Here is a 14,233-nt window from a genome sequence, read left to right on the forward strand (position 1 = left end):
TTAGCTGCTACGCCATTTTGTTACTCTGCAACGAAAATCCACATCTTATTGCACAGATAGTTTGTACTTATATTGAAGGCAAGAATCAAAAAGGCAACTTCAGTCGGAAAATTCAGGTTTATATATACAATAAAACTTTGAGATGAAAGCGGAGGACGGGTTTATTTTATTTATCAATCACTTTCGGGACTGAATCGGTTATAATCATTTTGAGATAATAATGATTTTCGACTATTACTAATGAGTTCGGTTAATTGGGCCTTTCTCGCCGAACATAATGTTGATTTAGGTCGCTTATCAAGACTACACAATTACGACGGCATTTCGCTGCAGACCAGCGATATCAACGAAATAGAAAGACCCTCACATTCGACATATTTTAAACAATTGATTTTCAATTATTTATAATATTGGCTTATGAATGGTATGAGAATTAAAAATTTAACTCACAATGGAGACAATCATATTCATCATCACAAGAATAGCGCTGCTTGGCAGCTTACTGGCCATCATGTATACTATTCATATACCGAGTAAAGAGCGCCACGACCTCTAGATAGCATCCGCTCAAATGATTTGGCAAATTCCCTGGTCAAGTAATTGCTACCTAAACATATCTTACGGCGGAGTATTCTTAAACTCGTTATCCGCAGCACCTATCGGCTTTCATATCCGGCAACAGGATCTGTAGCGTCTGCAAGAGAAGGTTGCACTTTGTCATTGTAAGTGTTATCGAGTTCTGCATGGTCGCTTTCGTTCCTGTCAAGAAATTTTTGAAATATAACTCAAGATTCAGAAGTACCGATTCCATGAGTGGATAACATTGATCTAAACAAGTTCAAAATAATTTTTAAAGGTGATGAAGAGACCATGCGGGTTGAAATTGAACACTTATTGTTACACCACAACTATTTTCAACAACAAGACTGCCACCTACCTGCTTACTTAAGCCTCGCATCAAATTAAAGCCCATAGAATCCGTCTGTTTATGATTCAGACCATTTGGTAGCCCAGTGCCATTATCACTGATCTGCAGCAAATAATCATTGTCGGATATTTTCTGAAAAATTATTTTGATAACTGCATTTTTGTGTTCTTTAAAGGCGTATTTGATTGAGTTAGTTATCGCTTCGTTCAGGATCAGTCCGAGCGGTACGGCAATATTGATGTTCATATCGCTCTTATCTACAAGCTTATCAAATATGATGCGTCCATTTAAATCAAAGCTCTCCTGTAAATATCCTATCAGTTCGTTGATATATTCAAACATGTGCACCAAAGTAAAGTTTTCAGATTGATATAGCTTTTGGTGGATTAATGCAATGGAATAAAGTCGATGTTCGCTATTACGTATCGCCATTAATGCTTCCTCATTAGCTATAAATAATGATTGGCGTTGTAAAAGGCTCATGACGATTTGTAGGTTATTCTTTACGCGGTGATGCACCTCCTTCACCAAAGTTTCCTTCTCCTTTAATAGTGTATCCTTTTCGGCGATTAAGCGGCCTAATGATATATTCTTAATGTTGATCAGCCTCGTTTTTTTTCGGTTGTTATAGTAAACGAAATATAGTAATCCTGTTAAAGCTAACATGAAGCTTATTACCATATAGAAAATTTTACGCTCTTGGTCAGATTGCTTTAACTTGTCAAATTGTATTTGACTATCCTTCTGTAAGGATTTAAAAGCGGCTTCTTTCTTTTCGCTCGCATACTTTATTTGTAATTCAGCTATTTGTTTACTTTTCGTCGTGTTAAAAATGGAGTCATTCAGTAATTTATATAGTTGAAAATGCCGTATTGAAGTATTTAAATGACCTGATATAGAATCTAATTTAAAAAGCAAAAATTGAATGTCCCTTCGCTTTGTGATATCAGAGTATGGAAAATCATCCTGTGCCCGGAGATAGTAAGCAGCCTCTTTGAATTGTTTCTGTTTAAGGTAAAACTCCCCGATATCGCATTTAAGGGACCAATAGAAAAATGATTCGGTCGAATCTTTCGGATATAAATGCAAAGAAAGTAAATAAGACTTTTCCGCTAGTTTATATTGTTTCAAACCTGAATAACAATAGGCTTTTACCTGTGCGATCAAAGCTTTGCCTAAGTTGTTTATCGGCGGATTGCTTTTTTCAAGTCCGTTGATCAAACTTAATCCTTCAATCGGTTTATGTTGGCTATTTAACTGGTCAATTATGAAACCGGCCGTTCTGTATAAATGTTCCTGCGGTAAACCTGGTATCCGTTCGCGTATTTTAAGCGCTCGTTTATACCATGTCATGCTGCTATCGATTTGCCCCAACTCTGAATAAACCAATCCTAATTCACCATAAATCCAATGCGTATTAGTTGTGTCCTTCATTCGTTTTACACTTTTGAGACCTTTCAGGGCATAAAATAGTGCCTTATCTGGGCTTCCATGTTCACGGTAAAGTTGTGACAGGAAGAGATAGACCATGTTTATGTTGCTAGCATTGGAATTTTGGAATTTATTGATAATACCGATGTACTCCTTTTCTGCTAGATTGGTATAGCGATATCTGTCATAGATTATTGCCATATCACCCAGCACCGTAATGGATGTTCTGTCATCATTTTTGATTTGTTCGGCGAGCTTTTTGATCTTTTTGAAATAGGCACTTGCGATCATGCTCAATTCCTTCCATTTCTCTTTTTTACTGGAATGCCGGGCTCTCAAAAGGCCATCAACTAAATCAAGCCAAACCATGGCTTCCTTTCCCGGGTCATGATTTATAAATGCAGAATTTGCTGCTTTAGCGTAATTTTTTTCGCATTCCCTTATGTCGTTTTTTGCCAGATACGCTTTTCCCATACCCAGATATGCATCATATAACCTTTTGTTTAAGCTTAGTCTATTGCTTAGCAAGATCGTTTTTTGGAAATAGAAAATTGCACTGTCCAGATCTTTCAGCTTATGTTTGTCGGTCAGGTAAAAATCTTTAGGGATACGATAATAGATGTCTGAATCTAAATTACTTCTATTGCGATTCGGCAGGTAATAGTCGTTGGCTATACGAATGTATAAATCAGAACGAATGCTGTCAATTTGCGCGTCTTTTAGCCTTTTAAATAATTTTTCCCGAGGTTCCTGCGCAAAGCAAAGTACAGGAAACGCAATCAGGAGATATAAGAATGAATATCTTATCATTCAAGATTTATTTATCGTTGCATAAAAATGCCAAAATTCTTGCACAAGAAAAATGTTTACCATTTAAACCGAGTCATGATAGTTGTTGATCATATTGCTCCGGCAACTCTCTATCACCCGCCCAATGAACATCCCTTTTGCGACATTATAAGTCAGTAGTAAGGGGAAACGAGTTTGGTTTGCTCTTAGAATATTTACAAAAAGTTTTGCTAATAAGAAATAACCATAGCTTCCAGACAAGCTATCAAGATTTTTTCAAGGAAACAATTTCATTATGGTCTTGGTTTATATGCTTTTCACGTCCAAAAGGATGCCATATTTATATTATCCTCATTAACAGCAATATACAAATTTTTTTTTTAAAACTCTACAGCGATATTTCGTAGTTTTTTATTAGGCAACGCTATTCCGTTACTTTTTTAAATAAGTAGTGATACAAAACAGCTTTAGTGCGCTGATATATTGTTCATTGGCATACAAATCCAGCTTTGCTGCAATTCTATGACTGCTGCAACCTAGAGATGACATTTTATAAATAGGTTCCCTCAGCGGTTAAATCAAATCATCATCGCCAATTATTTGTCGGGTGACATTCAGCGAAAATTACATTTCTAGCTTCGGTTCACACATTTTGCAAAAGTGATTATGCTCACATATGAGCACATCAAAATCTACAAACAGAAAAGGCCAAGTTTCTATCCTTAGCCTTTTCTGAATAATTGAAAGCCCTATTAAAGCATACCTTTGAGTAAACCACCCTCTGCTCGGATAGCCGCGCCATTAGTGGCCGAAGCGAGTGGGCTAGATAGGTAAGTCACGATATTGGCAATCTCACTGGTTTCAAGAAAACGCTGAATGATGGAAGTTGGCCGGACAGTTTTGAAGAAGTCCTCCTGTACCTTAGAGGTTGTTGTATTCTGGTCTTTAGCGAGATTTTCTATAAAACCGCCCACCCCTTCCGACATGGTGGGACCCGGCATCACTGAATTAACGGTGACCGCTGTACCCTTAGTCAGCTCAGCCAGACCACGGGCTATCGCCAGTTGTGCAGTCTTGGTCATGCCGTAATGAATCATTTCGTCAGGGATCTGAACTGCAGATTCACTTGATATAAAAATGATTCTGCCCCATCCTTGAGCAAGCATTTCGGGAAAATATGCGCGAGATAAGCGTATGCCACTCATGACGTTAATTTCGTAGAACCGAAGCCAATCCTCGTCATCAATGTCTACGAAGGCTTTTGGTTCAAAAATAGCAACATTGTTGACCAGTATATCAACCTGCGGCAACGAGCTGATCAAATTACTGATGGATTTGACATCAGAGAAATCTGCGGCGATCCCTGTGACTTTCTCGTTCCCTGATTCTGTCTTGATACGGTCTACTGCGAGGTTCACTCTTTCCGCTGTACGCCCGTTAACGATCACTTCTGCGCCTTCTTTTGCAAGTTGTAAGGCTGTGGCATAACCAATTCCAGCAGTTGAGCCGGTAACCAGTGCTTTCTTGTTTTTTAATTGTAAATCCATGATGATATATTTGTTTATTAAATAATAGTATCGTTTACCTATGCATTTCTTGCACATAAAATATTTCTCAATAGTACCATCGATACCAACCAGATTACTCACCTGTTCTTTTTTGTAATCTCACACAGACGACTGTCAGGCTTAATTAAGAAGAAAGGTGAACGAAAGTCGAAGTTTTGCCAGTGGGTTTATCTATATAGAATGCAGATTACTTGCAGCGCCTGCAGATATAGGCTTAACATTAGCAACTTAAACTTGCTCCAAGTACGATTTGTCATTACCCGTTCCGAAATATTTTTCATGATATTCTTTTCACTTTGGATAACCAATAGAATACCAATTACTTAATCAACTGATATACAGCATTATAATTTTAAGCTTTAAAAACGGTATAGCTATATATCAAAAGATTGTCGAACGGATAACGATATGTCGAAAATTTGACTACATCTGGCTTAAATCAATAAGTGAGAGCAAACAGTATGGGATTTAACCCGGTTTGCTTGAAGAACTGGCGGTTGCGACAAATTCTTCGGTTTCAAAAACGATTTTGATGGTAATTCCATTGTCCTCCTCTAGCGCGAATCTGCCGTTGATCTGTTTGCTTAATCCCTTCATCAAATTCATACCAAGAGAATTAAACTTTGTAGGATTGATGCCCCTATTAAACCCAGGTCCACAATCTTTAATTCTAAGTTCATTCTGCTTTGTGCCGGTTTGTATTAGGCTGATGTATATTACCCCTTCCACATTGTTGGGAAATGCATATTTTATAGCATTGGTTACGGCTTCATTAATGATAAGGCCTATCGGAACCGCTTGCGAAACATCTAAAGCTATTGGATCGATAGTCTTTTCGAATATAATACGAGAACCCAGGTCGAAGCTATCTTTTAAATGACCGATCAGTTCCTCGATATATTCCGGCATCTGAATTAAATCTAAACATTCCGATTGATAAAGTTTTTGATGGATCAGGGCGATGGAACGCATCCGGTTCTGACTGTTTTTTATTGCAGCAAGTGCTACCTCATTATCAATATAGGCTGATTGGCGGTTCAATAATCCCATTACGATTGCCAGGTTATTTTTAACGCGATGATGAATCTCTTTTAAAAGCCATTGCTTCTCCACCAAAAGCTTATCTTTCTCAACAAGTAATCCATCTTTTTCGGTGATCAATTGGTTCAAAGATTCATTCTTACGCTGTTTGAAGCGGTAACCTTTATAGAGAAAAGCCAAAAAAAGTGCGAGCAAAAGTATCCCGGCAAGCGTCACGTTGCGGACATAATTAGCCTGTTGGACCTTTCCCTGCTGGATCAAATTATTACTTTTAAGTAGCTTGATATCCTTATCCTTGTTTTCGGTCTCGTATTCAACTTGAAGCTGCTGGATTTGTTTGGTCTTTGCGATGTTAAATATCGAATCATTGATCACTTTATAACGTTGAAAATGGTCAATAGCAGAAACGTATTGGTTGTTGAAAGAGTCTACTTTAGCCAACAATCCTTCCTTATCCCTTGACATAAAAGCGTCTATAGGAACTAATTTTTCAAGGTATTTGGCAGCTTGCGTGAACTTCTTATGATCAGCATAAAATTTCGCTATGTCCAAATGCGCTATCGCACCAAGATCTGTTGAGTCACGGCCAAGACCATACATCATGATCAGATAATTTTTTTCGGCCATGCTGGTCTTTCCTAAAGCATCATAGCAATAAGCCTTCGCTTGCGCGATCATCCCGGCTTCATAATCGCTATCCGGTGTATGCTTTTTTTCAAGGCTCTGGATATAAGATAGACCTTCAGCTGCCTTGTTTTGCGAGACTAACATTTGAACAACAAATCCGGCCGTCCTGAAAATGAATTGTTGGGGCATATTCAACCGCTCTCTGATCGCGATTGTCTTTTTATAATAATATATGCTCTCATTTTGGTCGCCGATCGCTTGATAAACCTGCGCAACTTCACCGAACATTACGTGTGCATAAGTAGAATCTTTGGTTGATTCCATGCGTTTTATTCCGTTTAGGGAATAGGCCAAAGCTTTATTGAGATTACCATTATATCGGTTGATCAGTGCTAGCTGATGATACAGTAGTTCCAGATTCCGGTATTTTGTATCTTTATATTTGGAGATAACCTCGAGGCATAGTTTTTCTGATCCAGCAGTATTCTTCTTATAGTAGTGGTTTATCGCGATCGCGAAATATAGCCGAATCACTTTGTCGATGTTATGAAGCTTTTGATAGATGTTAATCGCTTTCAAATAATACTGCGGCACATGGAGATCAGCATCGGTTGGATAATTCAGTTTGGTTCCTAACCTTTCCCAGACCTTAGCTTCAAATTCAGGGATTCCCTTTTGATGATAATGATCCGCAGACTGTTTAAAGTAGGTGGTCCCTTTTGTCACATCGTTCCGACTGATGGCAATCTCACCCAACCGCATGAGCAACTCATATTTGCTATATTTCGATGTATCTGAAACCCGGTCACTCAGTGCAAGCGCTTTCAAATAATAACTACTTGCAGTGTCAAGATCCGGGAAGTTCTTGCCGTGCCGTCTATTTTGATACAAGTCTCCTAACTGTTGAAATAATCTTAACCGGGCGGTGTCCGATTGTGTGTTTTGTAGTTGCCGGATCAATTTTTGTTGCCCGAATGAGGAATTGACAACGTAGATCAAAAAGGTAAAGATGATGAGTAATTTTTTTAGCATAACGGTCATTATGAGTGTAATACGCAAAGAGGCATCCCGCATGTTATGCAGAATGCCTTACAAGTTTCTTATGAGAATACCTATTATTTAACCAAGAATGCCAGGAGATCCTTTTGAACCTGAGCCGTATTTTCCTGTACGACCCAGTGACCAGAATCCTTAATGACTGACTCCTGGACATTGGTGGCCACCAGCCTTGTGTGCGTAGCCAGGAACGGACCTGCAAAATGGTCAGAGCCCATGGTCAGCACCGGCATTGTAATTTTGTTTTTTGCAAATTCCACGTTATCCTTGGCATCCTGGCTAAAATAACCGAACCAATGGAAAGCACCGGTGGTCGCACCGGGAACCGAATAGGCGCGGATAAATTCAGCGCGTTCAGCCTTTGTAAAAGAATTGTTTTTAAAGCCTACCACCGGCCAAAAATCCGTTAAAAAAAGACCAACTTTACCTGATACCAATTCACCGGCGTGCGGCTGTGCAAAAAAACCAAACCACCAAGCTTGAGATTTTACCTGGCTCCATACCGGCTCAATGCCAGGGAGCAGCGCATCAAGCAAAGCTAATTTTTTAACATCATTGGGAAATTGAGCGGCATAAGCGTAAGCTACCATCAAGCCGATATCATGACCGACAACATTAACATGATTGAAGCCTAACTTTTTGGTCAATTCATGCATATCTATAGCCATGTTCTTTTTGTCATAACCCGCAGCCGGCTTTCCTGATTCACCTACACCACGCATATCGGGCGCAATCACCGTATAGTGTTTTGATAGTTCAGGCAGCAACCGATTCCACATGTACCAGTTTTGACCAAAGCCATGGATCAATAGCAATGGCTCGCCTTTACCGCCGATAACGTAGTGTAACTTTACACCGTTAACGGTTGCATATTGGTGCTTGAAATTTGAAGGCGGATTTGCTGGCTTTGTAGCGGCGAATAAATTTGATACGGTAACTGCCAGCAGCAGCATTAAAAACAGATGTTTGATTTTAATTATTGTTTTCATGATTAACTATTTATAAATAAGGGATATATTAATTTTTAGAGTTCGCACTGATATCCTTGTAGGCGTTTGGAAGATTAAAATTGTAATGAAGCCAGTTGAACAATACATAACCTTTATCAAATTCTTTCATCGTCACGAGAGATTTGGTTTGCTCCAGTGTCAGGCCATTTGTTACTGCTTCTTTTACTTCCTTTTTTAGTTCCTCTACATAATCGATGGTATACTTGATTCCTGCTTTGTTGGTAATACGGCCGTGTCCGGGTATGACAACAGCATCTTCCGGCAGAAAATCATATACTTTCCGGAGATTAGCGGCAGGTTCAAGAAAGACCCCGTCGAACAACCATGGTATCGCTGGACTTTCAGCTATAAAAGGATTGCCAGACCAAAAGACCTTTTGCGCGGGCATCCAGACGAAAAGGTCTGCCTGTGACTGTGCGGGACTGATATTCAACAGTTCGATCACCTTACCTCCACCCATATCGATCTTCATATTACTATTTTTAGGGATGACAATATTTGCAGGCCGGTAAACTGAATTCTCAATACCGCGGCCGGCACCGAACAATCCAACCATAAACTGCTTGATCCCATCGTAATTTTTTGCAAGATTTTCCTTTGCAAATTCATTTTGAATGATTTGAGTATCAGACGGCAGGAGATAATTGCTAAAGCAGTGGTCTCCGTGGTCACTCGTATTGACAGCGTACAGAATTGGCTTATCTGTTACAGACCGTATTAGTTTGATCTCCTGATCAAACAGTCTTTTGGTCATCATTACCTCTATGAGCAGGACGCCTTTATCACCGACGATAAAGCCCCCGGTCGTCGCTTGTGGTATGCCTTTAGTGGTTTCTGTTGAAGCCGTTTCAGGAATGATCGCATAGACATCATCAGCAACCTTTTTAAGACTTAAAGTCACCTTATTCGCATCCCATATCGGTACCACCGGCGGTAACTGAGCAAAAGCTCTGGCGCCGCTCACCAGGAGACAGACCAGTAAAATTTTGAGTTTAATTGTTTTCATACTTATTTATTATTTTTTTGGTAAGCGCCGAAATAATTAATAGGTGACCACGATGGTATCGCTGGTGCTATGGATGGGCACTGGGAAGCGTAAGGCCCGGCTGCATAAACGATTTTACCGTTGACAATCGTCATCAATGAAGCGATGGTTTTCACTTGTTCAGGATCTGACTTGAAGTAATCATCGGAAAGAATGGCCATATCGGCGTACATTCCAGGCGTCAACTTACCTTTTAAGTCCTGTTCGCCAGAGCACCAGGCACTGCCCGAAGTATATAGCTGTAATGCTGTAAATTTATCAAGCACCTGATCCTTGGGCCAGAATTGCATACCCCCGATGGTTTTACCGGTCAGCAGCCAATGCAGCGCCATCCACGGATTATATGTTGATATGCGTGGCGCGTCAGTACCCATACCTACAGGAATTCCCATTGCCAGCATTTTTTTGATAGGCGGCAATTGTGATTTCGGCTGGCCATACATTTTGATATAGAGTTCGCCCTGATAGTACATCCTAAACTGAACTGCAACGCCCCCGCCCAAAGCTTTAACACGCACCAGTTCATCGTCAGTGATTGTTTCGGCATGATCGAAGAACCAGCGCAAGCCATTGAATGGCGTATCCTTATTTACCTTTTCAAAGACGTTCAACATCCGGTCGATTGATTCGCCGTAGGTCGCATGCAGGCGGAAAGGCCAGCGGTTCTTAACCAGCAGGCGGATCACCGGTTCCAGGTCACTTTCCATTTCGGGCGCCAGTACAATCCGCGGTTCCAAAAAATTTTCAAAGTCCGCGCCTGAGGCAATAAGGTTCTCCCCTGCGCCTTCCATCGCATAGCCGTTAGCCATTAAAAGGTGATCATTTTTATTTGGATACGTTTGCCTTATCCATTTCTCATAATCGGTTAGCTCAGCTCCTTTTTGCTGAGCGAATAAATAGTACGACACCCGGGTAGTTAACTTACCAGTTCTGGCAAGGGCAAGTGAAGCCTGATAGTCCGAATCGTAATTTTGGGAGCCGCCGGCTGCGTCGACCACGCTTGTTATACCGAAACTATTGATCTCACGGTAAAAATGCTCCGAACTGTTAATGCGTTCTTCCGGCGACAAGTTACCGGTCAGTGCAAGTGTTTTGTAAATCGCCATGGGCGTTTCTTTTGCATACAAAAGGCCGGTTGGTTTGCCATTGGCATCCAATTCAACAAGGCTTCCGGGATAGTTCGTATTCTTGTCGTAACCTAAGACCTCAATGCCTTTTTTATTCAAAAAAGCTTTACCATACAGGTAAGTGATAAATACCGGTTTATCAGGAACGGCGGAATTTATTTCATCAATGGTCGGCTGACGTTTTTCTTCAAACTGAAATTCGTTCCAGCCGCCAACAACTTTTATCCATACGCCGGGTGGAGTTCTTGCGGCTTGTTCCTTCAACATTTCCATAGCTCGTTTCAGGGTCTTTACCCCATCCCAGCGGAGTTCCATGTTGAAATTGAGCCCCTCTCTGATCGCGTGCATATGGCTATCATTCAAGCCGGGTATAACCGTTCTGCCACCGGCATCAACCAACTTTGTGGAAGGGCTTTTATACAATTTCAGGATTGACGCAGTATTTCCTGTGGCCAGGATCAGGCCATCCTTCACAGCTACAGCCTGGCGATAATCCCCTGCGGCGGTCATCGTAGCGATTTTACCATTGAAAAGGATCAAGTCTGCTTTTTGCTGGGCGTTCGCTGTTCCAAGTACAGCCAGGAACATTGTTATAAGAATATATTTCATGACCGTCATAGATTAATTTAACCAGTTTAAGATGTGATCTGCGACCTCTTCCCAACCCGCCTGTCCAAGGACAAAGTGGTTGCGTCTGGGAAATTCATGATATGCAGTTATCGAATTAGGATCGCTGTACTTCTTATAATTTGCGTAGTTAAGCGAATGGGGAATAAAGCGGTCCTCGCTGCCGGCTATAAATAATAACGGTGCGTGAGGTTTTGAAAAGTCTACTTTTGCTGCGGCGGTCGTCGCATCGCGGATCAGCAACTTCGACTCTGGAACAAGTAATTTGTAATATCCATCTTTCTGCGCTTCATAAGGCATTCCGTTGGTAAACGCATACTGCCATTCCGGAAAAGACATCAAGTAGGTTTTTCGGGTATCCGTAAAAAATCCTAACGCCGGCCACCCAGCCTTATAAAAGGAAAACTTAAAGGTAAATACCCCTTGAGGTTGCAGTGAATGTATCAGGATACCCGCTACACCGAGGCCTTCCTGAATCAATAGTTGTGTGATCAGCCCCCCCATGGAATGCCCAATCAAAATCGGGCTTTCCGGCAACTTACTTACGAACGTGCGAAAATAGTCGGTCAGTTTGTCCAAACGCTGCGAGGCTACATCGCCGTCAGGATGACGTTGTCGCAATGTACAAGCCGGAGCGTCTTTATGCGGCCATGCGGGTGCAAAGGTCTGATATCCACGTTGTTCAAAATAGGTCCTCCATTCCCCCCAGCAATCGCTGCTTACAAACGCACCTGTGATGAAGACAATAGTCTTCGAATTAATAGTTTTCATGTTTGTGGTGATCATTAATGAACTACCGGGTTGACTACAAGACCACCGTCAATCACCATCTCCGCTCCGGTAATGAAGGTGGAGTTATCAGATGCGAGGAATGCGGCTAGTTGAGCAACCTCTTCTGCCTGTCCAAATCGCTTTAGTAAGATCTTTTCGCTAAGCACCTTGCTGAATCCGGCGATCTCTTCGTTATTTAAGCCCAGTTTCTGATAAACAGGCGTCTCTACCGGGCCCGGAGATATGCAGTTTACACGTATCCTTCGGTTGGAAAGCTCAGTGGCCAGCACACGGCTCAATCCAATGATAGCTGCTTTACTTGCAGAGTAAACCCCTGCATTCGGCATGCCTACGCTAGCATTCACCGATGTATTGAATATTACCGAGCCGCCATCATTAAGGAGTGGAAGTAGCGCCTGAAGCGTAAAGAAAACCCCTTTTACGTTGATGTTCATAATCGTATCATAATGCTCTTCAGAGGATTGTTCAAATGGTGCAAAATTGGCGACACCCGCGTTCAGAAAGATGATATCAACGGATCCGAAATCCGCCTTAACGGATGCAGCGAGCTTGCCAATCGACTCCATCTCACCCTGATCCGAAACATAACCGTTTACGCCAAGCTCATTTGCCGCCTGTCTAACCGCGGCATCGTTTCGTCCGGTAATGATCACGTTCGCGCCATTGTCTTTAAATACTTTTGCGGTAGCATAACCTATACCGCTGTTCCCACCAGTAATAATTGCTGTCTTTTCATTTAATGTGTTCATAGCTGTAATAATTTTTGACCAACAGATACAAGTGACAAACCAAATAGATAAACAACTTACAATCAGTGAATTAAAGATTATCAAACTTTTTAAGGTGGCTATATCTCGCAAATAATGGAGTCTTGACCACGATATATGGTAATACAAGCTTTAACAACGATATGACGTTGCCTTTCGCTGCTTCAACGAAATACAGTTGATATATGGAGCTTACATCGTTATTTCAAAGCGGAAAACCAATTGGCCTGCTTTGTGTAAACGGTCACCTTAATGATAAGGTCCCTAATGATCCTATTGATTATGGTGCTGCCTGGACGCAGTGGCGCGCAGAGAGGAGACTCATTGCGACTACAGCGGTTATACACCGAAAGCCGGGCAGATTCAGTGGCCGGAAATTACCTTAATGCACTCAAACGATGGCATGCCTACCGTTCGCTGAAAGATTCACTGCTTTTTGACTATGGAAAAAGCCAGGCCAGCAGCCTGGAGAGACAGTTTCAGACAAAAAAGAGGGAGATGATTATTCGTTTAAAAGAAAGAAATATCAAGCTGCTTAATACCGAGAATGACATGATCGATAGATCCGTTTTTCAGACAAAACAAATACGATTGATCATAATGGTCGCTGCATCGTTTGTCGTCTTCATTTTGTCAGGTACCATTTGGCAATATCGCCAAAAGATGCTTGGGAATCGCGTCATGGAACGCCAGCATGTTGCCATTTTGGAAAAAAATATCTTTTTAGAGCAGGCCGCTAAAGAAAAAGATCAGCTTTTAGTTGTTAAAGAATTATTGATCAAAGAGATACATCACAGGGTAAAAAACAACCTTCAGATTGTTATCAGCTTGCTGAACACACAGTCAGCTTATCTTAACGACCCGGAAACTGCTGCTGCTATCCGGCAGAGTCAACACCGTATGCAAACTATAGCGCTCATCCACCACAAACTTTATCAGTCAGAAAGCCGGGCTGTTATCAGCTTTGCAGACTATGTGCAAGAATTATTGCATTATCTGCGTCAAAGCTTTGAAACATCGCACTATACCAGATTTAAGGTTTCAGTAGCAGATATAGAAATGGATGTTTTGAAGGCCGTGCCACTTGGTCTGATCATAAATGAAATGCTCACGAATTCTCTACGGCATGCTTTTGATGTGCAAAGCGATGGAACAATCACAGTTGAATTGACGGGAACAATATCCCAGGGGTTCTGCATGCTGGTGGGTGACAATGGAAAAGGTCTCTCCATAGATTTTGACATTAACAGTTGTTCTTCGATGGGAATCAACCTGATCAAGAAGATGTGTGAAGAAATGGAGGGTATCCCAGTTTTTCTTCGCGATAAAGGATTTTTTCTAAAGTTACAAATCCCTTCTGTCAAATGACGATATATCGTTAGTCAATAACGAAATGACGTAAAAGAACTAAACTTTTTAGATTAA

Annotated in this window: 9 protein-coding genes; 1 reads left to right on the top strand and 8 read right to left on the bottom strand. The window is 41.2% G+C overall.

Annotated elements, in window-relative coordinates; all coding sequences use genetic code 11:
• Positions 1–850: 850 nt before the first annotated feature.
• The 8 genes from DYU05_RS06460 to DYU05_RS06495 form a co-directional block, all read right to left on the bottom strand.
• Positions 851–3,169, bottom strand: coding sequence for a tetratricopeptide repeat-containing sensor histidine kinase (locus tag DYU05_RS06460; RefSeq protein WP_117382138.1), 2,319 nt, complete (start codon positions 3,167–3,169; stop codon positions 851–853).
• 731 nt (positions 3,170–3,900) lie between these two features.
• Entirely contained in the window at positions 3,901–4,695 is a 795-nt protein-coding gene (locus DYU05_RS06465) for an SDR family NAD(P)-dependent oxidoreductase (RefSeq protein WP_117382139.1), read from the bottom strand.
• Positions 4,696–5,184: 489 nt separating this feature from the next.
• The gene (locus tag DYU05_RS06470) at positions 5,185–7,425 is read right to left on the bottom strand and encodes a tetratricopeptide repeat-containing sensor histidine kinase (protein WP_165852012.1); all 2,241 of its coding nucleotides are present in this window, start codon (positions 7,423–7,425) and stop codon (positions 5,185–5,187) included.
• A 74-nt stretch (positions 7,426–7,499) separates the two neighbouring features.
• The gene (locus tag DYU05_RS06475; protein WP_117382141.1) at positions 7,500–8,429 is read right to left on the bottom strand and encodes an alpha/beta fold hydrolase; all 930 of its coding nucleotides are present in this window, start codon (positions 8,427–8,429) and stop codon (positions 7,500–7,502) included.
• Positions 8,430–8,457: 28 nt separating this feature from the next.
• Positions 8,458–9,456 (bottom strand): MBL fold metallo-hydrolase, encoded by a 999-nt coding sequence (locus DYU05_RS06480; protein WP_117382142.1) that lies wholly within the window; start codon positions 9,454–9,456, stop codon positions 8,458–8,460.
• 2 nt (positions 9,457–9,458) lie between these two features.
• A complete protein-coding gene (locus DYU05_RS06485; protein WP_117382143.1) occupies positions 9,459–11,231 on the bottom strand; it encodes an amidohydrolase in 1,773 nt (590 codons plus the stop codon).
• A 12-nt stretch (positions 11,232–11,243) separates the two neighbouring features.
• Positions 11,244–12,020, bottom strand: coding sequence for an alpha/beta hydrolase (locus tag DYU05_RS06490; RefSeq protein ID WP_117382975.1), 777 nt, complete (start codon positions 12,018–12,020; stop codon positions 11,244–11,246).
• A 14-nt stretch (positions 12,021–12,034) separates the two neighbouring features.
• On the bottom strand, positions 12,035–12,790 hold the full coding sequence (locus tag DYU05_RS06495; protein WP_117382144.1) for an SDR family oxidoreductase: 756 nt from the start codon (positions 12,788–12,790) through the stop codon (positions 12,035–12,037).
• Positions 12,791–13,075: 285 nt separating this feature from the next.
• On the opposite strand from DYU05_RS06495, the gene DYU05_RS06500 reads away from it, so the two are divergent.
• Entirely contained in the window at positions 13,076–14,176 is a 1,101-nt protein-coding gene (locus DYU05_RS06500; protein WP_165852013.1) for a sensor histidine kinase, read from the top strand.
• Positions 14,177–14,233: the final 57 nt, after the last annotated feature.

It is taken from the genome of Mucilaginibacter terrenus, assembly GCF_003432065.1.
Lineage (GTDB): Bacteria > Bacteroidota > Bacteroidia > Sphingobacteriales > Sphingobacteriaceae > Mucilaginibacter > Mucilaginibacter terrenus.

Bases quoted from the DNA above. Each gene is read 5' to 3' on its own strand.
- DYU05_RS06460 (WP_117382138.1), bottom strand. From the start codon at position 3,169: ATGATAAGATATTCATTCTTATATCTCCTGATTGCGTTTCCTGTACTT.
- DYU05_RS06465 (WP_117382139.1), bottom strand. From the start codon at position 4,695: ATGGATTTACAATTAAAAAACAAGAAAGCACTGGTTACCGGCTCAACT.
- DYU05_RS06470 (WP_165852012.1), bottom strand. From the start codon at position 7,425: ATGACCGTTATGCTAAAAAAATTACTCATCATCTTTACCTTTTTGATC.
- DYU05_RS06475 (WP_117382141.1), bottom strand. From the start codon at position 8,429: ATGAAAACAATAATTAAAATCAAACATCTGTTTTTAATGCTGCTGCTG.
- DYU05_RS06480 (WP_117382142.1), bottom strand. From the start codon at position 9,456: ATGAAAACAATTAAACTCAAAATTTTACTGGTCTGTCTCCTGGTGAGC.
- DYU05_RS06485 (WP_117382143.1), bottom strand. From the start codon at position 11,231: ATGAAATATATTCTTATAACAATGTTCCTGGCTGTACTTGGAACAGCG.
- DYU05_RS06490 (WP_117382975.1), bottom strand. From the start codon at position 12,020: ATGAAAACTATTAATTCGAAGACTATTGTCTTCATCACAGGTGCGTTT.
- DYU05_RS06495 (WP_117382144.1), bottom strand. From the start codon at position 12,790: ATGAACACATTAAATGAAAAGACAGCAATTATTACTGGTGGGAACAGC.
- DYU05_RS06500 (WP_165852013.1), top strand. From the start codon at position 13,076: ATGATCCTATTGATTATGGTGCTGCCTGGACGCAGTGGCGCGCAGAGA.